Raw genomic sequence first — 19,961 nt, 5'->3', positions numbered from 1 at the left:
AACATAGCATCTCCTAGAATTTAGTTTTTCCGGTTGTTTTTAAAGGACTTATCCGGATAGTCCGGAACAGGCGGGACTGCTCTTGGATCCTCGGCGATCTTCTCTTGCAACAGCTTGATAGCTGCGTCCAGCTGCGCATCTTTCCCGTTAAAAGTTTCGTGCGGCAGATTATCCACTTCAATATCAGGTTCAAACCCATGCCCCTCTACCAGCCACGTCCCTTCCGGGCCATAAACACCGTTCATAGGCGCAGTCATCACCCCCTTGTCGGTCAGTTTATTACGCTGATTCAGCCAGATTTGGCCACCCCAAGTTCGTTTACCGATTACCGTTCCCAATCCAAGTCGCCTGATGCCGATTAAGAAAGCTTCTCCACTAGAGCCTGTTCTTTCATTGGCCAGAACCACGATGTGCCCTCTGAAGGAGTTGTCCATCCTCCATTTGGGTTCACCTGTTCTGTCCTTTAGATACATGAAGGGCTGCCTGAGTAATTTCTCCAGAATAATCGCATCGGTATAGCCTCCGTCATTGAAGCGTGCATCAATGATTAAGCCTTTTTTATCAATGATGGGGAAAAACTCCCGGTAGAAATGTCCAATATCCCAGTCGGTCATTGCATTCATATGTAGGTACCCAATTTGGTCATCGCTTACTTTTTCCACCTTCAGGCGGTTGCTGTATTCCCAGTCCATGGTCCTTAACCAGTAAGCGCTACCTCTGGGCTTGACGATGACATCTTGGCTTGTATTTCCTCTTTTGATGGTCAACCTGACTTGCTTTCCGGCCTGGTTGCGCAGCAATGCCCCCAAATCAACCGCCGATAAGGCCTCTCTTCCGTTTACCTTTGTAATGATATCGCCCTCCTGAATATCAAGATAGGGGCCTTTCAATGGAGACCTCCAATCGCCAAAATCATAGTAGTCCGGGTCGCCCTGATAGATGTAGTCAATTCGGTATCCTCCATTGGCCTCGTCCCGGCTTGTATGCGCGCCCAAACTGGCCACGCCAATATATTGATCATCGCTGGGCATATCGCCGCCACTTGCCCCTGCATGTAATACCGATAACTCCCCAACTAAGCGCGCCAATACTTGATTCAATTCATTCCTGGTGGTCACACGATCGACTAATGGCAGGTACTTTTCATACATAGCCTCCCAATCTACGCCGTGCATATTCTTGTCATAGAAGTAATCCCGCTCCATCCGCCAGGCATCTTTGTACAATTGTTTCCAGTCTTCCCTCGGGTCGATAGAAAATTTACACCCGCTAAAATCAATCTTGCCCTCTTTTAAATTTACGCTCCCCGTTCCGGCATCAACCATATAGTAAGAACCTCCTTTCGCAATGAGTATTTTCTCCCCATTCTGGCTCAATTCAAACCCACTGATTTCCGAAGCCATATCTGCCAGCTTGGCGTCTTCGTTCGTAATTTTGACCACTTTGAGGTGAGATTTGGCGTTGGAACCGGTTTCTTCCGTCAACAGATAGAGGGCCTTATCATTGACTTCCAGATTCTTATAGTTGCCTTCAGGTACAGGCACCTTAATGTTCCTAGATTGAATACTTTCTTTGTCGATTGAAACGACCAACGTGTCCGTGGCAGCCTCATCCTCCTTGTTTTCATCCATCAGCTCGTCCTTTTCCCGGAAGGGAGACCGGTAGCTTTTCTTCAAAGGGACATGATAAACACTTTCGCTTTTGTCCCAGTAAACGCCACCCAGTCTTGCATCCCGGGGAGACCCCATCAGGGTTTGAAAGCCCCGGTCAGAAAGGAAATAAATGAATTTACCGTCCGGGCTCCACGCTACGCTATAGTTGTTAGACCTATCGGTGGTCAGGTCGAAAAGAGAACCATCATTCACGTTATACACCTTGATTTGGTACATCCGATTGGAAGCCCTTTGCACAAATGCCAGCCATTGATTATCCGGTGACCACGAAAAATCCCGGATGCCTTGCTGATTGGTGGATATTAATTTGCTGGCTCCGGTACTTACGTTGAGCACGTACATGTTATTTTCGAGATCGTCATAAGCGATCCATTTGCCATCCGAAGAGGGCTCGCCCTTGTATCGCAGGCGTTTACCGTCCATGGTTAATTCTTCAACCTCACCAGTTCCATCGGCTGAAAGCTGAACAAACTCCAACTCCCCACTTTCGTCAGACAAGGAGATAATATGCGCTCCATCGTGGGAAAAGACGGCATCACGGTATCTGATAACGGCCTCCTCTTCAGTAAGAGGAATGGTCCTCCCCACTTCAAGGGGGACAGTAAAGAGCCGGCCTCTTGCGGTAACTATAACTTTGTCACCCTTTGGGCTAGGATGCACTGATGCGATATAAGAAGAGGGGGCTTCCACCCAGGTTTCTCCCAAGTGTTCCAAATCAGAAGCTAAGCGGATGTCAATTTTATCGTATTCGCCGGAAGCAATATCCAGTAGCCAAAGGTCAGCAGCATGTTGGTAGACAATCTTCCCATTGTCCAGATTAGCAGACCGTACATCAAACTCGGCATGCTTGGTATGCTGTTTCAGGTTTTTCCCGTCAGCATCCATCGACCAGATATTCTGTATGCCATCCCGGTCGGTGATGAAATAAACCCTGCCCTCGTGCCACATAGGGTTGAAACTTTCACCCAAGTGGCCTGTGGTTAGTTTTACCGCCTCATGTTGCCCGTCAAATTTCCATATTTGCTGCGCTGTACCGCCTTCGTATCGTTTGATATTTTCATTATAGCCGGGAAGATGCGTAAAGAACCAAGTGCCGGCTTCATTTTGTATACCGTGGTAAGCGGAGGCCAATGGCACTACAGCCTTCTGTTTTGTATCCAAATCAAGTGTTACCAACTGCGATTGCCCATTGGGTAGCTTGCTAAATTCGCCTGAGCTGTAAATGATGTTCCCGCCTGGTGTCCAGCCTACCACTTTTGAGCCTTCCGAATAGGTCCATCGCGTAGGCACCCCACCCTCCAAAGGCAGGGTGTATACTTCCATAGGCCCCTCGTAAGTAGCAGAATAGGCAATGGTTTTCCCATCCGGAGATATTACGGGATTGTGCTCTTCCTCTGCATGGGTGGTCAGGCGCTGAGCCAGCCCGCCGCTGCTGGAAACTTTCCAAACGTCTCCTTCGGCAACAAAGACGATGGTATTTTGATGGATATCAGGATGTTGGTAGTACCCCTTAACCCCCTGGGCTTGCAAGCGAGCTAAACCAATGAATAGAACCAGTATCGTGGTAAAAAGTAGCTTCAATTGCATGCTTGTGTATTTTAAAATCAGTATTTTGAAACTTATCCTTTCCGCAACCGCCAAACACCAATCCCACCAATAAGCACCGTGTACAGCACCAGCACCAGCCAGCTTCTGCCCGGTACCTGCCCGGCGTAATTCGGATTAGGGCCTACCGTCTGACGGAGTACCTGGAATTTTTCGGCATCCACCGGTTCTTTTGCCAAAGCGAACGCCAATAACTGCACCACCTTAGCCTTTACAGCTGCACTGATATCCGCATTGAAAGCCAGGTAAGCAGCCGAGCTATTGCCGGCAACTGCATCCAGCCCCATCTGCATGGCATAGGCCGGATTGTACCAGGCTGACTGCCGTGCCAGGCGCTCCCGGCCCGCTTCGGTGGCAACCGCCTCCGCCGCCGCTGCTTCGTTGAGCAGGAGCCCGGCCGCATCGTAGTAGTGACGGTCAATGAGGGGGTCACGCACGGTATCCTGAACGTAGGCACTGTGGCGGGCTTCCGGAAAGACCTCAAAAAGCTGAGGCTCCAGTTCTTCCGCTTCTTTTTCGTAGAGGGCATAGCGGTCTGCCCGCTGTGCATCGGTTATTTCGGTGCTGTAATCGTGCGGGTACTGCGCCTGCCCCCACAAATTGGCGGCAGCCGGCAGTAAAATGCTGACCACCATCCATAAAACGGCGAGGGTGAGGGCGTTGAAAGAAAGGCCTTGCCGCATGGACAGGACAAGCAATATTATCCCGCTCCAGAACAGCAGGTACAACCCGCTCAGCAACAATCCGAGCCAAAGCGACAGCCCCCAGCTGCCGGCTGCCCAGGCTGCCATTAGCCACAAAACCGCCGTTGCAGCGAATGCAAGGCTCCATTGAAAACCCACACGAAGACCTGCCCAGGCAGCCAGGCTACCCGCTTGCAGGCGTATTAGCGGCAACATGCCTTCGTCCCGCTCGTAGCCCAGGATGTCGAAACTCAGTAGCAGCAACAGCAAGGGGCTGAGGAAGACCAGCACAAAGGCCAGGTCGAAATGCCCCGCCATCAGCTGCTCCGGATTGATTAGCTCGGGTTTGTTGCGGGTATCGAAAGGGCTGCTGAAGCGGGAAATGCGGGCGTAATTGGAACGCGTGTCTGAAACGCCAAGGCTCACCACCGCCAAAGGGGCTGGGGTTTTGCAGAAGTAACTGCCGGTATACCAGGAAGCCCAGAGGGGCTGTTGTATATCCACCCATGCACGGTCTTCCGGCCCTTTGACACCCTCTGCATACCAAGCCAGCGCTTGTTCTGCCATCTCTTTTTCTTCCAACTCCACTTTATCTATTGCAACAGCCCACTTTTGTACGTATTGCTGGCCGGAAAAAACGGCATAAGCACCCAGTGCGAGGTAGACGATAATAGCCGACCAGCGCATTGGAGAACGCCGCAGCTGCACCCATTCCATGGTCAAAATACCTTTGATATTCATAGGTCCGAGGGTTTTAGTTCTGGTCTAATACAGATAGGTTTCGGGAAAAGGCGACTAAGCCTACGGCTCCCAACAGCCAGGCCAAAAGCACGACGATCTCCGGCCAGCGGTTGGCAAGCGACCAGCTGAGCCCGGGGCGCTCGTAGGTATAGTCCTCCATGGATTGGAAAAACGCGGCTTCTGCTTTCCAACTCCATTCGCCGGTTTTTGAGCCTCCGTAGGCGTGTTCATCATTCAGCGCTTTGACCCAGCCCCGCCGGTAATCTTCTACCGACTGCTGAAAGTGGAGGTGATCGTACAGGCTTGTGCCGGCTAGTGCCATGCTCAGGTTGCGTACGGCCAGGAAGGGTGCCAGAGCGGAGGCCCACTGAATGACCCTGTTTTGTTGTTGTACAGTCTGGTAATAATCGCCGAAGTGCTTATCCCACACCTGATTGCCGTACTCCTCATCCGCCTGCATGACGATGCCGTCAAAATTGATGGGCAATTGTTCTATGGAATCTACTTCGTATTCTAACAACACCTTTTCCTCCAGTGCCTTGCGGCGCTCATCGGAAGGGTTGTGCCCATCCAGCCCTTTTTTGCGGTCTTCCCGCATCTGCTCTTCAAATACAATCCGGCTGGGCAGGGGGTACAGGCTTTGGCCCAGTTGTGCCGCCAATTTGGGCAAGATAAAAACCCAAAGCAGCCAGCCGCCAAGCAATACCGCCAATGCGCTACTGCTCCGCCTTGCTCTGGCGGAAACATAAACCGAGAGCAGAGCGGCCAGCAGGTAATACAGCGCATAGGCGAGCATGAACAGCGCAAAGGTATCCCACGCCATCTGCCCGCCGTAGAGGATTGCCATGATCAACACCGTTACCAGCAACAAGCCCAGGCTAATGATCCAGTAAGCCAGGGCTTTGCCGGCCATCAATTGCCGGAAGGATGCGCCCTGAAGCACCAGCATTTTTAGTGTGCCGGTTTCCCGCTCCCGGGCGATGCTGCCAAAAGCCAGAAAGATCAGCAGCAGAGGCACAATAGCCTGCAAGACCAGGGCGGGCTGAAATGCACTGAACCGCACCAGAGAAGAGCTGCGGGAAGCTTCCGCGTAGAGAGCTTCATTGGCCACGTGGCCTTCCACTTTCAGTACATCGCCAGTAAAGGGCTGTACGCCGGCATCCAGCATGCGGAGCAGCCCGAGCGGTCGGTAGGCGTAGGTGCCAAAGTGAGCAGCACTGTGGGGGTTGTAGGCGCCCAGGCTGTCCCACTCCGCCCCTGCTTTTGCAGCAGCCTGCTCACGGGCATCCGCCAGATGCGTGTAAGTCCCCTGGCCTGACCAGGCAGAAAGCAGCAAGAGCAAGGCAGTAAAACCCGCCAGCAATTGTACCCGGCGGTCGCGCAGGCTCCCTTTTAACTCATTACTAAGGATCAGTCGTACCATGGGTTAGGACATTTGTTGGAGGTAAAGGGATTCCAAATCGGTGTGGCCAATTTCAGAAGGCTGTAATTCCTGCAGTAGCTGACCCGACCGCATAATTCCAATCCGGGTAGCTGTCTCTTTAGCCCGGAACAGGTCGTGGGTAGCCATCAGTACCGCCATGCCCTGCTCGCTGAGCTGCGTCAGCAGCCGGGCAAATTCATTACTGGCTTTGGGGTCCAGCCCGGAGGTTGGCTCATCGAGCAGCATCGCTTTGGCTTCTTTGGCCAGCGCAATGGCAATACCGGTTTTCTGCCGCATGCCTTTGGAGTAGTGGCGGGCGTGTTTGTGGAAAGCTTCCGGCTCCAGCCCGGCCTGCGCCAGGAATTGCTCCAGGGCGGCTGTGCTATACTTCTGCCCGGACAGCGCTGAAAAATATGCCAGGTTTTCTATGCCGCTCAGGTGTGGGTAGAGCTGTATATTCTCCGGTATATAGGCGATACCGGCGCGTGCTGCCTGTGGATCTCCAGATACGGGCTTTCCGTTGATGCGGGCTTCTCCCTCGTCCGGCGCCAGAAAGTGGAGGAACAGGTTGATCGTGGTGGTTTTCCCGGCGCCGTTGGCACCCAACAGGGCGTAAATTTCACCGGGTGCCACGGACAGGTTCAGCTGCCGAAGGGCGGGCTGGCCGTTGAAGGATTTGCTGAGGTTGAAGGCTTCTATCATAGCAGTTGATTATTAATAGTACTGGAATTCGCCTTTAGTTGGTGACGTTTATTTGAAAATCCACTGGCTCAGCCACATTCCGAACGCCATCGTGAGCACGTACGGTGCGTTTTTCAATCCACGACTTCTGCATCTTCCAGGATATAGTTTAGGTAATCAAAATCATCACGATTCAGCTTCAGCCGTCCCCGGAAAACCGTTGTTTCATCCATATCGAAATGGCGCTTTTCTCCGTCTTTAAGTAAAACGTCCATCACGGTTTCCGGACCGGCGCCTCCGCAAAAGAAGCATTGTTTGTAGGGATTGGCTGACAGTACAGTAAAGGGAGCGTCGGGGTCACCCATCGGGATAACGTAGCCCTTAATCTGTACCGGCTGCCCTTCCAGCGCCTGCACTGCTTCGCTGAAATTGGGTATAGGCACTTCCGCTTGTAATTCCCCACTGAATTCCCAGTCAAAAGTGACCTGAGCCAAAATTTTCCAGCTTAGCAGCAGATAGCCATCTTCCCAGTTGGAGGCTATACTGTCTTTCGGCGTTTTGGCGGCAACTTTTGGCGTTTCATTTAATTCGGAAACCGGCCAGGCATCTAAGCCACGCCTTACATTGGTCTTATCTCTTTCCGGTCGGGAGCAAGCCACAATCAAAGGCAGCAATAACCAACAATAATCAGATGTGCTAATACTCATCTGTCGTACTTTCCACTTGGCAAAGGCGGCACTGCCGGTGGTTGTACAAGTGCAGCCCAATCAACGTAAAAGCCCCCACGTACATAAAGGCGTGGCTCAGGATATGAAGGTCAAGGGTTTCCGAAAGGATTACTGCAGCGATAACAGACCAGGCTGCCCACATCCCCCACTTTACCCAGTTAGCAACCACCTGCTTCGAGGTGTAGCGTATGGCTACGAAGGCCAACAACAAAAACAGCCAGTCCAAAACAGCCCAATACCAGGGCAATCCTGACTCGCCGACCGCGTGATGCCCATAGTGGGCAGAGGCCTGGGCGGCAAAAAGTAATGGCGTTACCGCGCAATGTACTGCGCATAAGCTGCTTGCCCATACGCCAATGATATCTGAATTTATTTTTTGAAGCGATAACGCCATATTGATACTAGTTTTTGAAAGCAATGACTAAAAATTCCGCTGTGGTTTCACCTGTATTGGACAGGCTGTGCGTACAGGCTTCGTGCCAGTGGGCTTGCCCGGCCTCAATTACCAGACCGGCCAGTTATCCTCAAATGCTTTTCCCATTTCCCAATCTTTTACCTCCTCATCCGTTAACAGGCATTCGGAAAGCGCCGAGCGGATTTGCTGCTCATCCATGTCCTGCCCAATCAGTACCAACTCTGTTTTGCGATCACCCCAGTCTGCATCCCAGCGGCTTTCGATAAATTCCTTGTTCTCCACAAAAACCGGGTGATTGATCCTCTGGCTGTAGGGCATGCTCGACCACCATACCCCGGCCTTTTCAGCGCGTAGTGAGCCCCCGGCCTGGCTCCAGTTCATGGCATCATCCGGGCGGGAGGCGATCCAGAACAAGCCTTTGCTCCGAACGACCGTGGCGGGCCAGTCGCGGTTGAGGTATTGCCAGAAGCGCTCCGGGTGGAAGGGGCGGCGCTCCCGGAAGACAAAAGAGGAGATCCCGTACTCTTCGGTTTCGGGGGTATGTTCCTCGTACAGCTCTTTGATCCAGCCGGCAGACTGACTGGTGCGCTCGTAGTCAAAAAGCCTGGTATTCAGGATTTCTGAGGGGGCGACTTTACTGTGCTGCGTGCGGATGATTTTGGCATCCGCGTTGAACTTACGGATGAGCGCCTCAAGCTCCTGCGCTTGCTCTTCCGTTACCAAATCCGTCTTGTTGAGCAAAATGACGTTGGCAAACTCAAGCTGATCTACCAAAAGATTGACGATGGTGCGCTGATCAGATGGGTCATCATTGAGCTCGCGGGAGAATATGGTATCTACACTGCCAAAGTCCCGATGGAAGTTGAAAGCATCTACCACGGTAACCAACGTATCCAGCTCACTAACTTCTGACAAATTGACCTTTAGCTCTTCACTATCGAAGAAGAAGGTCTGTGCGACGGGCAGCGGCTCAGAAATCCCCGTGCTTTCAATCAGCAAATAATCAAAACGCCCTTCCTGTGCCAGCTTGGCGACCTCCTCAATCAGGTCTTCCCGCAGGGTGCAGCAAATGCAGCCGTTGCTCATTTCCACCAGCTTCTCCTCGGTGCGGGAGAGGGTATTGCCTTCCTCTACCAGGCGGGCATCCACGTTTACCTCGCTCATATCATTGACGATCACCGCGACTTTTAGTCCTTCCTTATTGTGAAGGACATGATTGAGCAGGGTGGTTTTGCCTGCGCCCAGGAAGCCGCTGAGAACTGTAACTGGTAATTTTTGCATAATCCGTTTTTAAGAAAAGTTAAATGCTCCTCCGGTGTCGATACGCAGCAGCAAGCGGGACTCCCCGGATTGCTGCACTGCCGGGCTGCGGTGGAGGGCTGCACCGTATTGGCTTTGCTCATGCAGCGCCCCTTTGATCAGTAAAACCTCGCCGGTACCTGCCTGAAACACTCCATCGGGATCTTTGACCATTTCTTCGTTTGTCCCCTTTGCCACTTTCTGGTGGTCAATCGCATCGGGGCGTACCCATAGCGTCCCCGGGCCGTGATAAGTGCACAGCAACCGCAGGGTATTGATGTCGGTGTGAAAGCGGCGGCACATGTCTTTCTGTACTTTTCCGAAGAAGAGCCGCAAAGGCTGGTTCTCCATCAATTCAGCAAACCAGGTAGCCTGACTCAGCACCTCTGCCTTGAGCAAGGGGTGGATATCAGCCTGTTCTACCTGTGCGGGAAGCTCTTCCACCGGCCCCGAGAAACGGAAGCTCTCCCAACTGCTGTTGAGCAGATCAAGTGAAGCTTCGCTCAGTGCTGCAGGGAGCGCCCTGCGCCAGATGCCAGCCTGGTATTCCGGTTGATGGATGGACTGCAATTCAGCACGGTTTTCGCTCTGCAGGCAGCCTGTAATTGACACGGTTTCATTGAGCATGGACAATAGGTTTAATTAATGCAACGTTGTTGCAAAAGTAGAAATCAATTCCCATATTTGCAACGATGTTGCATAAAAGAACGAGAGCATGCTAAATCGCTACTGCTTTACACTGCTGATTTGCCTAACCGTCTTTTTGGCGAATGCACAGGAAAATATCGACTGGAAACTGCTGTCAAAGGTGAAGTTCAGGACTGACTACATTGAAGATTTGGGGGCTTACTACATGAAGCCCAAATTCAGCAAAGAGGTAGAGGCTTACCAAGGAAAGGAGGTCATACTTTCGGGCTATTTCATCCCGTTCAATGAGCAGAAAATGTTTTTCATATTGTCCCGTTATCCATTATCTTCCTGCTACTTTTGCGGGGCAGCCGGGCCGGAGTCAGTGGTGGAGCTGCAACTTAAACCCGAGGCGGTGCAACGTTTCCGCATGGATGAGCAACTGGCCTTTAAAGGCACACTTGATTTGAACATACACGATCTCGACCATTGCAATTATATATTAAAAAACGCAGAACCTTACGAGCCATGAGGAACACCATATTTTTCTTTCTACTCCTGACTTTAGCTGCCTGCGCATCCGGTGAGCCAACTGACCCGAAGCTCGAAGAAGCGGCCAGCCTTCATGAACAAGGGATGAAAGCGGAGGAGGCTCTGCGTCCAATGATCGAAAGCCTGGAGCAGCAAGCTAACCAGATTAATATTCAAGGCCGTGAACTGACCGATCAGGAGCAGGCATTTGCTAAATCCGTAAGTACGCTTAAGCAGCGCTATGAACAGTGGAAAGAGGAGCGGATAGAAGTACCCGGCTATGAACACGCTCACCATGATCACGACCACGACCATGGTCACGACCACACCCACGGTAAAAAAATGCCGGAAGCCACCCCGGACCATATGCTGAATATTCAGCGGGAGAGTTTGGACAGTATTTTGGTGCTGAAGGAAGAGGCAGAAGCTTTGCTTAAACCTTAAGTTAAAGGCCATTTAGCATACTAAGTTTTACCACTCCACACGCCACCCCATCATCAAACCCATAGCTTCCGGGCGAAAAAGACTGCCCTGTACCAACCCACCCGGCTGAGTCATAAAACGGCGGTAGCCGCCCCGGACAAACAACCGCCCGAATCGCGCAGGTGGCAAAAGCACTTGCCCCTCCAGGCGTACCGCCCATCCTGTCTGGTATTGGGTGTTGGCGTCCACCAGTTCATAGCCCTCGACCAGGTAGCCGCCCGAATGCCAGGAAGACAAATTGAAGTCGACTCCGGCTTTACCTTCCAGTTGCCAGCCGGCTGCTGACCAGGTCCTGCCGAGTAGTACAGGTATCGACCAGGAGCGGAAGGTACTGTGCTGCTGTATATTGACCCGCCGGATGCCGGGTATGGAATCAGTGGTGGAAGTAAATTCTTCTCCGGTGATGGTATTCCGGAAAATGGTATCCACGGTATTGGGCTGATACAGCTGTATGGGGAAAGCTTCCTGCAAACGCTCCCGCTGTACCAGTTCTTCCATTTCGATGCCGGCCCAAAGGATGTAAGGGCGTTGCGGAAGTGCGTACCCTATCCGAAGGCTTGCGGCAAGCCCGCTTAGTGGGTCAATGGTGGTATTGGGCAATTTCGCACTGTAAATATCCGGGTTCAGATTGAAGGTAACCCCTATCCCGGCTTCCACGATCCAGGGGTGGCGAGCAGCCTGTATTTTCCGCACTTCCGGATATGGGGTAGTTGAATCGAGGCTGATTACCGCTTGCGGGGGTAACACTTCAATTTGACTTAACAGCTCTGGTTCGGACAGGTTATTCCGTATTTTTTCAGTTGAGGCCACCCCACTATCTTTGATTTCGTTCGAAGGACCGCTTGTTGTTGAGGCTGCCTGTGACTTGGATGGCTCTGTGGCCTTTATCTCAGTGCTTCCCGGTAAAGCAACCGGTATATTTGTATCAGCTTTAACTTTCGGGTTATTCATTGGGGAGAGAGTACCCATATCTTTGGCTACCGGCATTTCCTCCGGCACCTCCGCCGCAGTTTCAGCTATAGCTGAATTTCCACCTACGGACTGCCCGGGCACCGGGAAATAGCCCAACTCAGTTGTACCACCAAACAGGCTAAAGTAGCCGATAGTCAACATCGCTAATAAACCAACCGGCAGCCACCACCAGAAAAGCAGTCGCCGGCGTTTCTTCTGCTCCAGACCTGCCCTGATGTTTGGCCCCATCTGCTCCCAGCTCAGTCCCGCAGGGATTTCTGTTGCTTTGTGCCGGCCCAGCTTGTCGTTAAGCCCGCCTTTTTGATCAAATGTTTCCATAATGACCCTTTATTTTTTGTGCTTCCAACGCTTCTCTCAATAGTTTTTTAGCGCGTGACAATTGCGACCGTGACCCTACCGGGCTAATATCCAGCATCTTACCAATCTCCTCGTGGCTGTACCCGTCTACCACATAAAGGTTGAACACCGTGCGGGCGCCTGCCGGCAATTGGGCAATTAGTTCAAGCAGATACTCCGCATCAAAGTGCGATAGGTCGATGGTCGTCGTGCGGTCTGTTCGTTCCGAAATCATAAGTTCTTCCGCCCGAAGCCGCTGTTGTTTGCGTTGGAAAGCTATAGTTTTATGAATCGCTAATCCTCGAATCCAGTGGTGTAAATCCCCTTTCTTGGGGTCAAATCGTTCCAGCCCCTGAAATACCGCGATGAAAACATCCTGAATAAGGTCACTTTCTTCAGCCTGCCTCACACCAAACCTGCGCACGATAGACAGCACGTACGGCAGATATTGCTCGTAGAGCTGCTGCTGTGCCCGGGCATTGCCCTTCCGGCATTTTTTGATGAGGCTGTCGGTATTCATGGGCGCTCCTTATTCGCAGTCTTCGTAGGGCATGCTGAAGGAAGCCGTGTACTCTCCGACATAGATATGCCCACCACAGGGCAAATGGTTACCCATAGGTCCGTCTATTCTAAAAAAGTCCCCAGTAAAGGTCCCACTGATTTCCGTCTCGGTAATTTCCGTAATCGTTAATTCTGCATTTTGGTACTCACAACCACTACCAGCAGGTACTTGGCTGAGTAATACCGTAGGTTGCCCATCGACCTCCGCAACAAGACCGACCTGCCAGAGGTATGGCTCATCTTCAAAGATGTAAAACTCTACCATGAAAAAGTTATCACCATCGGAACTTATACTATATGCACCTCCCCCATTACACGTAATTGTGCCGGAGGTTAATGCATAGTAGGTAAAGCTATCTACCCCAATGAAGCGCCTTGCCATTCCCTCAGAAACAAAGATTTCTTCTTCCTGAGCTTTCAGAGCAAGGCCTTGTTGGAACTCTACCTCAGCGGGCATAACCTCCTCGGGGATATCAATGGTTTCATTGAAATTTTCCCGCTCGCAGTTGGTCAGCGTAAAAAATGCCACTAAGCAAAAACAGATTGTAATTCGTTGCATGATCATTGTTTTTGCTTATCTATTGTGATGTGGTGATGGAAACGTTGCAACCGTACTTAACTTTTTTTCAATTCTTTTTAAGCCAGGGCTGTAAAGGCACTGACTATCAAACAATTACGGCATCAATCATTTCCGTGAATTTTAAAGGGCAAAATGGAATTCCAGCTCTTTTGTTGCAGGAAAATCGATATTTCACCACTGCCCGCACAAGAAAGTTGGGTATATATTTTGAAAAATGATTTTTACATAGCAATATTGCAATGTTAAAAAATTGAAACACTATGGGGCTTACCAAAACTGAGGGCTACACACAAGCGCAAATCGAGCTGGCCACCGTTGCCAAAGTGCTGGGCCACCCGGCGCGTGTTGCCATCGTGCAGCATTTGCTGGAAATCAACGCCTGTATCGGCAACGATCTGATGGACGTACTGCCCCTCTCCCAGCCTACCATCTCCCGCCACTTATCGGAGCTGAAAAAAGTCGGCATCATACAGGGCACCATCGAAGGCTCAAGCATGAACTACTGCATCAATGCCCACCGCTGGCGCGAAATCCGTCAGATGCTGGGCGGGCTGCTAGGCATGGAGCCGGGTGAGCAGTGCTGCTGAAACAAGTACCCGTTTTGCCAAGATGAATAAATAACCCTAAAAATTAATATTGCAATATTGCAATAAAGTTATCTTTAAATCACCAATTCCTTTTCACTATGACCGTTTCTGAATTTAAAACACACCTTCAATCCGTTGACCAACTGATTTTCCAACAGCCTAACGGGCAGGTCGTACCGCTGCATTTTCACATCACAGAGATGGGGCTGACCACCAAGCACTTTGTTGACTGCGGCGGCACTACCCGCACGGAGGCGCACGCCAGCCTGCAAATTTGGGTGGCCGAGGACTATGACCACCGGTTAAGCCCGGATAAGCTGATCGGCATTATCGATATGGCCACTCCCCTGCTACAGGCTCAAAACCCGGAGGTAGAGGTTGAATACCAAACCGACACCATCGGCCGGTATGCGCTGGACTTCAAACAGGGGAAATTTGTGCTGATGCCAAAGCAGACCGACTGCCTGGCAAAGGAAACGTGCGGGATAAGCATGGAGGCTTTACCGTTGGCCATAAATACATCGGATTGTGCACCGGGCAGTGGCTGCTGCTAAAATTCAAAATTGAAGACGACCATGGGTTTATTACCAAAACTGAAGGCTTACGCCGAATCGCTGTTGCAGGAAGCTCAACAGGTACCGGACGAACGGAAAGCGCTGCTACAACAACTTGCGGATTATCTGGTGCAGTCAAAAGGTACGCCGGTGAAACTAAATTTCATCTGCACCCATAATTCCCGCCGCAGCCATATCGCTCAGATTTGGGCGGCCGCCGGAGCAGCGTACTTTGGTATCCCGGGCGTAGAGACCTACTCAGGCGGCACAGAGGCCACGGCTTTCAATCCAAGGGCGGTGGCGGCGCTGCAACGGACTGGCTTCAAAATTGACAGCCCCGGCGGGGAGAATCCGCATTATCAGGTTGCTTTCGCGGAAACGCAGGCCCCACTGATCTGCTACTCCAAGACTTTTGATGCGCCGGTCAATCCTCAATCCGGGTTTGCAGCCATCATGACCTGCTCGGATGCCGACCAGAACTGTCCTTTTATCCCGGGAGCAGCTTTCCGCCTGCCGCTAACCTACGATGACCCTAAGGCTGCCGATGGCACACCGGAGGAAACGGCCCGATACGACGAGCGCGTCCGGCAGATTGGACGGGAAATCCTGCACGCTATGCAATTGGCAGCTCAAAAAATGAAATCCGCATGACTTCAAAAAGCATCACCAAGCCCCGCAAAAGCCTTTCCTTCCTTGACCGCTACCTGACGCTTTGGATTTTTCTGGCCATGGCAGTGGGTGTCGGGTTGGGCTACTTTTTGCCTGGTACAGCCGATTTAGTCAATTCCTTTTCCCGGGGTAGCACCAATATCCCAATCGCCATCGGCCTCATTTTGATGATGTACCCGCCTTTAGCGAAAGTCAACTACCGCATGCTGCCAAAGGTCTTCCGCAATGTGAAGATACTGGGTTTGTCCTTGTTCCTCAACTGGATCGTGGGACCTATACTCATGTTCATACTGGCCATCATCTTCCTACGCGACTATCCGGAGTATATGACCGGGCTCATCCTCATCGGGCTGGCGCGCTGCATTGCGATGGTGATTGTTTGGAACGACCTGGCGGAAGGCAGCCGGGAATATGGGGCCGGGCTGGTTGCATTGAACAGCATTTTCCAGGTCTTCTTCTACAGCTTTTACGCCTGGCTGTTCATTACGGTTTTGCCTCCGGTATTGGGCTTTGAAGGGGCGATTGTGAATATCTCCATCGCCACTGTAGCGAAAAGCGTAGCCATCTACCTGGGCATCCCCTTCCTGGCGGGGCTGCTGAGCCGCGTGCTGCTGGTACGAGCCAAAGGGGAAGAATGGTACCAACATCAGTTTGTGCCCGTGATTTCGCCCATAACCCTCATCGCCCTGCTGTTTACGATTGTAGTCATGTTCAGCCTCAAGGGCGAACTGATCGTGGAGATACCCATGGACGTAGTACGCATTGCAATTCCACTGCTGATTTACTTCGCCCTGATTTTCCTCATCAGTTTTTTTGTAGGAAAATGGCTGGGCGCGGACTACCCCCGCAACGCTGCGGTCGCCTTTACTGCAGCAGGCAACAACTTTGAGCTGGCGATTGCCGTAGCGATCGCGGTCTTCGGGCTGAATTCCGGGCAGGCCTTTGCCGGGGTGATCGGTCCGCTGGTGGAAGTGCCGGCTTTGATTGGATTGGTGAATGTGGCGTTTTGGCTGCGGCGGCGGTATTACACTACCTGAGTGCGCCGGGCATCAAAACTTTTGAAAAGAAGCAAGCGCCGTCATTAAACCAAATCCCACTTCGTTCACTTAATTGCGTGAGTACCAACCTAATCCTCACCCGAAAAACCCAACGGCCATGCATTTCCCCTTATTGCAAGACCTGCTCATCTTCATGGGCTTCTCGGCAATTGTTGTTTATGCACTGCAGCGCATTCGGCTGCCTTCCATACTGGGCTTTTTGGTGACCGGAATACTGATCGGGCCGCATGGGTTGGGGCTGGTGAGCGAATCCGAGCAGATTGAGCTTATTTCGGAGATTGGGGTCATCCTGCTGCTCTTTGTCATCGGTATGGAATTGTCCATCAAGCATCTGGTATCCATTAAAAATACCGTTTTCATTGGAGGTTCCTTACAGGTTGGACTCACGGTACTGGTGGCAGGCTCCGGGTACTACTTTTTAGGTAATAGCTGGGAAGAATCGCTTTTTGTTGGGTTTCTGTTCTCGCTTTCCAGTACTGCTATTGTTCTAAAAGTGCTGCAGGACCGCAACGAAATGTCGGCTCCACAGGGTCGGAATGCCCTTGCTATCCTCATCTTCCAGGATATCATCGTGGTGCCAATGATGCTGTTCACTCCAATTATTGCCGGTCAGGGGGGCGATGTCACTGGAAGTATCTTAATGCTTCTGCTCAAGACCGCCGTGGTCATCCTGATTACGATTTTGAGCGCCCGCTACCTGGTCCCCCGGCTGATGCACGGTATTGCGAAAACGGACAGTCAGGAACTATTCCTGATTACCACGATCACCATCTGTTTTGCGGTGGCTTTCCTGACCGCTGAAGCCGGGCTCTCACTGGCGCTGGGGGCGTTTCTGGCCGGACTGGTCATCTCGGAGTCCGAGTACAGCCATCAAGCTACAAGTGTGATCCTGCCTTTCCGGGAGCTGTTTACGAGTTTCTTTTTCATCTCCGTGGGCATGTTGCTCGATCTGCAGTTCTTCTGGGCTAATATCGGCATCGTAATGCTGATTGTAGTTGCCGTATTTTTCATCAAGTCTATCATCGCTGCTTTGGCGATTGCAGTGCTGAAGTATCCACCCCGGACTTTTCTGCTTACGGGCTTAGCGCTATTCCAGGTTGGCGAATTTGCCTTTATCCTTTCAAAAGTGGGTATTCAATATGACTTGCTGGACCCCGAAACCAATCAGTACTTCCTGGCCGTCTCCATCGTCTCCATGCTGCTAACGCCATTCGTCATCATTTTCTCTGAGCGCATCGCCTTTGGCGTGATGAAGTTCCGCCCGATTGAGGCATGGGACAGAAAGATGGTGGCTTCAAAGGAGCAGGATCATTCCGTAGCCACAGACCAACTCCACAACCACCTGGTTATCATCGGCTACGGCATAAATGGAAGCAACCTGGCGAGGGCAGCCGAATTCAGCGATATTCCCTACGTAGCTGTGGAAATGAACGCGGAAACCGTCAAAGCAGAACAGAAAAAAGGCGTACCCATACTCTATGGAGACGCCCGGCAGGACCATATCATGGAGGCGGTGAATATCCCTAAAGCCCGAGTTGTCGTTATCGCGATTTCAGATCCCGAGGGAACAAAAGTGGTCGTCCAAAATATCCGGATGGTCAGCCAGTCTGTACACCTTATCGTCAGGACGCGCTTCGTCAAGGAAATCCCCGAGCTCATCGCCCTGGGCGCAGATGATGTTATACCCGAAGAATTTGAGACTTCAATCGAAATCTTCTCCCGTACCCTCCATTACTTCCTCATCCCGGAGGACGATATCGGGCACTTTGCCGAGATTACCCGCTCGAATAACTACGGTCTTTTTCAGAATAAGAAAAGTATCCCCCGGACCTTCCGCCCCGGCAAATACCCGGAATTTGATATTACCTGCCTGAAGGTACGGACAGACAACCGGCGGATCGTAGGTAAAACGTTAAGTGAACTTGACGTAAGGAACCAATATGGTATTAACATCCTTGGGTTATCCCGAAAAGACAAGCTCATTACCAATAGCGGGCCGGATGAAATCCTGTTGCAACGGGATATCCTGTATGTAACTGGTAAACAGGAGAGTATCGATCAGTTTAGGAAGGTGATCGAGTAAAAAATTAATACATTCAGTGTTTTTCCGCTTCAGTCCTTGCAAAAATCTATCGTTTATCGTAGTTTTACGATGAAACGAATTAAAGAGCATGAAAGTACTAGCAGAGCAGCCCATTTCTGAAAATGCCAACCAGGAGCTGGCCCGGTTTGCCAAGGCATTAGGGCACCCTACCCGGCTGCAAATCCTGCAATTGCTGGATTCTCAGGCCTGCTGCTTTACCGGTGACCTGGTTGAAGTTATTCCCGCGGCACAGTCTACCATTTCCCAGCATCTGCGGGAGCTTAAAAATGCAGGACTGATACAGGGCGAGATCAATCCGCCACGGGTGAAGTACTGCATCAACAAGGAGAATTGGCGGAAAGCCAAACTGCTTTTCACCCATTTCTTTGAAGAATAAAACTTTTTTTACCTCCATTTATCGTCAATCGACGATAAACTATAAACAATAAAAAACATGAAAACCATCAAAATTTTGGGTACCGGCTGTCCCAAGTGCAAACAAACTGAAGCTATCGTCCGCAAAGCAGTCTCCGATCTGGGCGCTGATGCTGACATTCAAAAAGTGGAAGACATTCAGGATATTATGCAGTACAATATCCTGAGCACCCCTGCGGTGGTAATCGACGAGGTGGTGCAAATTAAAGGGCGTGTACCCACGGCTGCTGAATTAGAAGCACTTTTAAAGGCCTAATCTATGTTCACCTGGATAGAATGGCTGGCAGATCGGCTGATTTTTGGCCTGCTGGGGCTCGCACCGGACACTCATCTGGGAGAAGCCCTGCATTTTTTCGTGTACGACACCGTCAAAATTCTGCTGCTGCTATTCCTCATCACCTTCATTATGGGCATTGTGAATGCCTACTTTCCGGTAGAGCGGCTACGTAGCTTTCTGCAGCGCAACCGCCTGTTCGGACTAGAGTACCTGTTAGCCTCCATTTTTGGAGCGGTGACACCGTTTTGCTCCTGTTCGTCCGTCCCTCTGTTCATCGGATTTGTACGGGGTGGCATACCGATTGGCGTCACCTTTGCCTTTCTCATCACCTCTCCCTTGGTCAATGAAGTTGCCCTGGCGTTATTCCTGGGCATGTTCGGGCTCGAAACGACGCTGATTTACGCCGGCTCCGGTATTTTGCTGGGTGCGGTCGGTGGATGGGTACTCGGAAGGCTGGGCGTAGAACGCTACCTCAGTGACTGGGTGCAAAAAATGGCAGAGCAGCCGGTGCTGACAGGGGATTTCGAAGAAAACGGGCAGACTTTCCGACAGCGCCTGCCTGGCATCACACAGGAGGCCCTGAGCATCGTACGCGGAGTCCTCCTTTACGTTATTGTTGGTATTGGCATCGGTGCAGCTATGCATGGTTATGTCCCGGAAGGCTTCTTTGAGCAATACCTGGGCGGAGGGCAATGGTGGACGGTACCATTGGCTGTCATTCTTGCTGTGCCTATGTACGCAAATGCTGCCGGTATTGTACCCGTTATTCAGGTCTTCGTAGCCAAAGGGATACCCTTAGGCACGGCGATAGCCTTCATGATGGGCACAATCGGGCTTTCACTGCCGGAAGCCACCTTGCTCAAAAAGGTAATGACCATGAAACTGATCCTGATCTTTTTCGGGGTGGTGACCACCTTTATCATCTTATCCGGACTCTTATTCAATCTGATTCTATAAACA

21 protein-coding genes are annotated in these 19,961 nt (G+C 51.4%); 10 read left to right on the top strand and 11 right to left on the bottom strand.

Going from position 1 to position 19,961, the window contains the following annotated elements; genetic code table 11:
* Positions 1 to 20: 20 nt before the first annotated feature.
* The 8 genes from ACO08I_RS26530 to ACO08I_RS26495 form a co-directional block, all read right to left on the bottom strand.
* Positions 21 to 3,260, bottom strand: coding sequence for a S41 family peptidase (locus ACO08I_RS26530; protein ID WP_282781550.1), 3,240 nt, complete (start codon positions 3,258 to 3,260; stop codon positions 21 to 23).
* Between the two features lie 32 nt (positions 3,261 to 3,292).
* Positions 3,293 to 4,702 carry a hypothetical protein gene (locus ACO08I_RS26525; protein WP_421947618.1) on the bottom strand — a complete coding sequence of 470 codons (1,410 nt, stop codon included), beginning with the start codon at positions 4,700 to 4,702 and terminating at the stop codon, positions 3,293 to 3,295.
* Positions 4,703 to 4,715: 13 nt separating this feature from the next.
* Entirely contained in the window at positions 4,716 to 6,125 is a 1,410-nt protein-coding gene (locus tag ACO08I_RS26520; protein WP_421947617.1) for an ABC transporter permease, read from the bottom strand.
* Positions 6,126 to 6,128: 3 nt separating this feature from the next.
* Entirely contained in the window at positions 6,129 to 6,827 is a 699-nt protein-coding gene (locus ACO08I_RS26515) for an ABC transporter ATP-binding protein (protein ID WP_282781543.1), read from the bottom strand.
* Between the two features lie 113 nt (positions 6,828 to 6,940).
* Complete coding sequence (locus ACO08I_RS26510; RefSeq protein ID WP_421947616.1) at positions 6,941 to 7,513, bottom strand: DUF3299 domain-containing protein; 573 nt, start codon at positions 7,511 to 7,513, stop codon at positions 6,941 to 6,943.
* Positions 7,503 to 7,928, bottom strand: a complete 426-nt coding sequence (locus ACO08I_RS26505) for a MerC domain-containing protein (protein WP_421947615.1) — start codon at positions 7,926 to 7,928, stop codon at positions 7,503 to 7,505. The genes ACO08I_RS26510 and ACO08I_RS26505 overlap by 11 nt, the downstream gene beginning before the upstream one ends.
* Positions 7,929 to 8,036: 108 nt before the next feature.
* Complete coding sequence (locus ACO08I_RS26500) at positions 8,037 to 9,230, bottom strand: GTP-binding protein (RefSeq protein ID WP_421947614.1); 1,194 nt, start codon at positions 9,228 to 9,230, stop codon at positions 8,037 to 8,039.
* A gap of 9 nt (positions 9,231 to 9,239) precedes the next feature.
* Positions 9,240 to 9,875 carry a DUF1826 domain-containing protein gene (locus ACO08I_RS26495; protein WP_282781533.1) on the bottom strand — a complete coding sequence of 212 codons (636 nt, stop codon included), beginning with the start codon at positions 9,873 to 9,875 and terminating at the stop codon, positions 9,240 to 9,242.
* An 88-nt stretch (positions 9,876 to 9,963) separates the two neighbouring features.
* Here ACO08I_RS26495 and ACO08I_RS26490 point away from each other — a divergent pair, with 88 nt between their 5' ends.
* Together ACO08I_RS26490 and ACO08I_RS26485 are read left to right on the top strand one after the other, a co-directional pair.
* Positions 9,964 to 10,407, top strand: a complete 444-nt coding sequence (locus ACO08I_RS26490; protein ID WP_421947613.1) for a DUF3299 domain-containing protein — start codon at positions 9,964 to 9,966, stop codon at positions 10,405 to 10,407.
* The gene (locus ACO08I_RS26485; protein WP_421947612.1) at positions 10,404 to 10,850 is read left to right on the top strand and encodes a hypothetical protein; all 447 of its coding nucleotides are present in this window, start codon (positions 10,404 to 10,406) and stop codon (positions 10,848 to 10,850) included. Before ACO08I_RS26490 ends, ACO08I_RS26485 begins: the two co-directional genes overlap by 4 nt.
* Positions 10,851 to 10,877: 27 nt before the next feature.
* On the opposite strand, the gene ACO08I_RS26480 is transcribed toward ACO08I_RS26485, so the two are convergent.
* The 3 genes from ACO08I_RS26480 to ACO08I_RS26470 are packed head-to-tail and all read right to left on the bottom strand — an operon-like array spanning position 10,878 to position 13,317.
* A complete protein-coding gene (locus ACO08I_RS26480; RefSeq protein WP_421947611.1) occupies positions 10,878 to 12,179 on the bottom strand; it encodes a hypothetical protein in 1,302 nt (433 codons plus the stop codon).
* Positions 12,166 to 12,717, bottom strand: a complete 552-nt coding sequence (locus ACO08I_RS26475; RefSeq protein ID WP_421947610.1) for an RNA polymerase sigma factor — start codon at positions 12,715 to 12,717, stop codon at positions 12,166 to 12,168. Before ACO08I_RS26475 ends, ACO08I_RS26480 begins: the two co-directional genes overlap by 14 nt.
* A 9-nt stretch (positions 12,718 to 12,726) precedes the next feature.
* Entirely contained in the window at positions 12,727 to 13,317 is a 591-nt protein-coding gene (locus ACO08I_RS26470) for a hypothetical protein (protein WP_421947609.1), read from the bottom strand.
* A 281-nt stretch (positions 13,318 to 13,598) separates the two neighbouring features.
* Here ACO08I_RS26470 and ACO08I_RS26465 point away from each other — a divergent pair, with 281 nt between their 5' ends.
* The 8 genes from ACO08I_RS26465 (at position 13,599) to ACO08I_RS26430 (ending at position 19,958) form a co-directional block, all read left to right on the top strand.
* A complete protein-coding gene (locus tag ACO08I_RS26465; RefSeq protein ID WP_421947608.1) occupies positions 13,599 to 13,925 on the top strand; it encodes an ArsR/SmtB family transcription factor in 327 nt (108 codons plus the stop codon).
* 98 nt (positions 13,926 to 14,023) lie between these two features.
* Positions 14,024 to 14,479 carry a DUF6428 family protein gene (locus ACO08I_RS26460; RefSeq protein WP_421947607.1) on the top strand — a complete coding sequence of 152 codons (456 nt, stop codon included), beginning with the start codon at positions 14,024 to 14,026 and terminating at the stop codon, positions 14,477 to 14,479.
* Between the two features lie 21 nt (positions 14,480 to 14,500).
* Positions 14,501 to 15,130: a protein-tyrosine-phosphatase gene (locus ACO08I_RS26455; RefSeq protein WP_421947606.1), complete on the top strand. Its 630-nt coding sequence runs from the start codon at positions 14,501 to 14,503 to the stop codon at positions 15,128 to 15,130.
* Positions 15,127 to 16,185, top strand: coding sequence for an ACR3 family arsenite efflux transporter (gene arsB / locus ACO08I_RS26450; protein WP_421947605.1), 1,059 nt, complete (start codon positions 15,127 to 15,129; stop codon positions 16,183 to 16,185). The genes ACO08I_RS26455 and arsB overlap by 4 nt, the downstream gene beginning before the upstream one ends.
* A gap of 118 nt (positions 16,186 to 16,303) precedes the next feature.
* Positions 16,304 to 18,289: a monovalent cation:proton antiporter-2 (CPA2) family protein gene (locus ACO08I_RS26445; RefSeq protein WP_421947604.1), complete on the top strand. Its 1,986-nt coding sequence runs from the start codon at positions 16,304 to 16,306 to the stop codon at positions 18,287 to 18,289.
* Positions 18,290 to 18,377: 88 nt separating this feature from the next.
* Positions 18,378 to 18,686, top strand: coding sequence for an ArsR/SmtB family transcription factor (locus ACO08I_RS26440; RefSeq protein WP_044223563.1), 309 nt, complete (start codon positions 18,378 to 18,380; stop codon positions 18,684 to 18,686).
* A gap of 57 nt (positions 18,687 to 18,743) precedes the next feature.
* Complete coding sequence (locus tag ACO08I_RS26435) at positions 18,744 to 18,980, top strand: thioredoxin family protein (RefSeq protein ID WP_421947603.1); 237 nt, start codon at positions 18,744 to 18,746, stop codon at positions 18,978 to 18,980.
* A 3-nt stretch (positions 18,981 to 18,983) separates the two neighbouring features.
* Complete coding sequence (locus tag ACO08I_RS26430) at positions 18,984 to 19,958, top strand: permease (RefSeq protein ID WP_421947602.1); 975 nt, start codon at positions 18,984 to 18,986, stop codon at positions 19,956 to 19,958.
* Positions 19,959 to 19,961 lie beyond the last annotated feature (3 nt).

The organism is Phaeodactylibacter xiamenensis (assembly GCF_965229835.1).
Lineage (GTDB): Bacteria > Bacteroidota > Bacteroidia > Chitinophagales > Saprospiraceae > Phaeodactylibacter > Phaeodactylibacter xiamenensis.
This window is presented reverse-complemented; position numbering and strand designations above follow the sequence as displayed.

Bases quoted from the DNA above. Each gene is read 5' to 3' on its own strand.
- ACO08I_RS26530 (WP_282781550.1), bottom strand. From the start codon at position 3,260: ATGCAATTGAAGCTACTTTTTACCACGATACTGGTTCTATTCATTGGT.
- ACO08I_RS26525 (WP_421947618.1), bottom strand. From the start codon at position 4,702: ATGAATATCAAAGGTATTTTGACCATGGAATGGGTGCAGCTGCGGCGT.
- ACO08I_RS26520 (WP_421947617.1), bottom strand. From the start codon at position 6,125: ATGGTACGACTGATCCTTAGTAATGAGTTAAAAGGGAGCCTGCGCGAC.
- ACO08I_RS26515 (WP_282781543.1), bottom strand. From the start codon at position 6,827: ATGATAGAAGCCTTCAACCTCAGCAAATCCTTCAACGGCCAGCCCGCC.
- ACO08I_RS26510 (WP_421947616.1), bottom strand. From the start codon at position 7,513: ATGAGTATTAGCACATCTGATTATTGTTGGTTATTGCTGCCTTTGATT.
- ACO08I_RS26505 (WP_421947615.1), bottom strand. From the start codon at position 7,928: ATGGCGTTATCGCTTCAAAAAATAAATTCAGATATCATTGGCGTATGG.
- ACO08I_RS26500 (WP_421947614.1), bottom strand. From the start codon at position 9,230: ATGCAAAAATTACCAGTTACAGTTCTCAGCGGCTTCCTGGGCGCAGGC.
- ACO08I_RS26495 (WP_282781533.1), bottom strand. From the start codon at position 9,875: ATGCTCAATGAAACCGTGTCAATTACAGGCTGCCTGCAGAGCGAAAAC.
- ACO08I_RS26490 (WP_421947613.1), top strand. From the start codon at position 9,964: ATGCTAAATCGCTACTGCTTTACACTGCTGATTTGCCTAACCGTCTTT.
- ACO08I_RS26485 (WP_421947612.1), top strand. From the start codon at position 10,404: ATGAGGAACACCATATTTTTCTTTCTACTCCTGACTTTAGCTGCCTGC.
- ACO08I_RS26480 (WP_421947611.1), bottom strand. From the start codon at position 12,179: ATGGAAACATTTGATCAAAAAGGCGGGCTTAACGACAAGCTGGGCCGG.
- ACO08I_RS26475 (WP_421947610.1), bottom strand. From the start codon at position 12,717: ATGAATACCGACAGCCTCATCAAAAAATGCCGGAAGGGCAATGCCCGG.
- ACO08I_RS26470 (WP_421947609.1), bottom strand. From the start codon at position 13,317: ATGCAACGAATTACAATCTGTTTTTGCTTAGTGGCATTTTTTACGCTG.
- ACO08I_RS26465 (WP_421947608.1), top strand. From the start codon at position 13,599: ATGGGGCTTACCAAAACTGAGGGCTACACACAAGCGCAAATCGAGCTG.
- ACO08I_RS26460 (WP_421947607.1), top strand. From the start codon at position 14,024: ATGACCGTTTCTGAATTTAAAACACACCTTCAATCCGTTGACCAACTG.
- ACO08I_RS26455 (WP_421947606.1), top strand. From the start codon at position 14,501: ATGGGTTTATTACCAAAACTGAAGGCTTACGCCGAATCGCTGTTGCAG.
- arsB (WP_421947605.1), top strand. From the start codon at position 15,127: ATGACTTCAAAAAGCATCACCAAGCCCCGCAAAAGCCTTTCCTTCCTT.
- ACO08I_RS26445 (WP_421947604.1), top strand. From the start codon at position 16,304: ATGCATTTCCCCTTATTGCAAGACCTGCTCATCTTCATGGGCTTCTCG.
- ACO08I_RS26440 (WP_044223563.1), top strand. From the start codon at position 18,378: ATGAAAGTACTAGCAGAGCAGCCCATTTCTGAAAATGCCAACCAGGAG.
- ACO08I_RS26435 (WP_421947603.1), top strand. From the start codon at position 18,744: ATGAAAACCATCAAAATTTTGGGTACCGGCTGTCCCAAGTGCAAACAA.
- ACO08I_RS26430 (WP_421947602.1), top strand. From the start codon at position 18,984: ATGTTCACCTGGATAGAATGGCTGGCAGATCGGCTGATTTTTGGCCTG.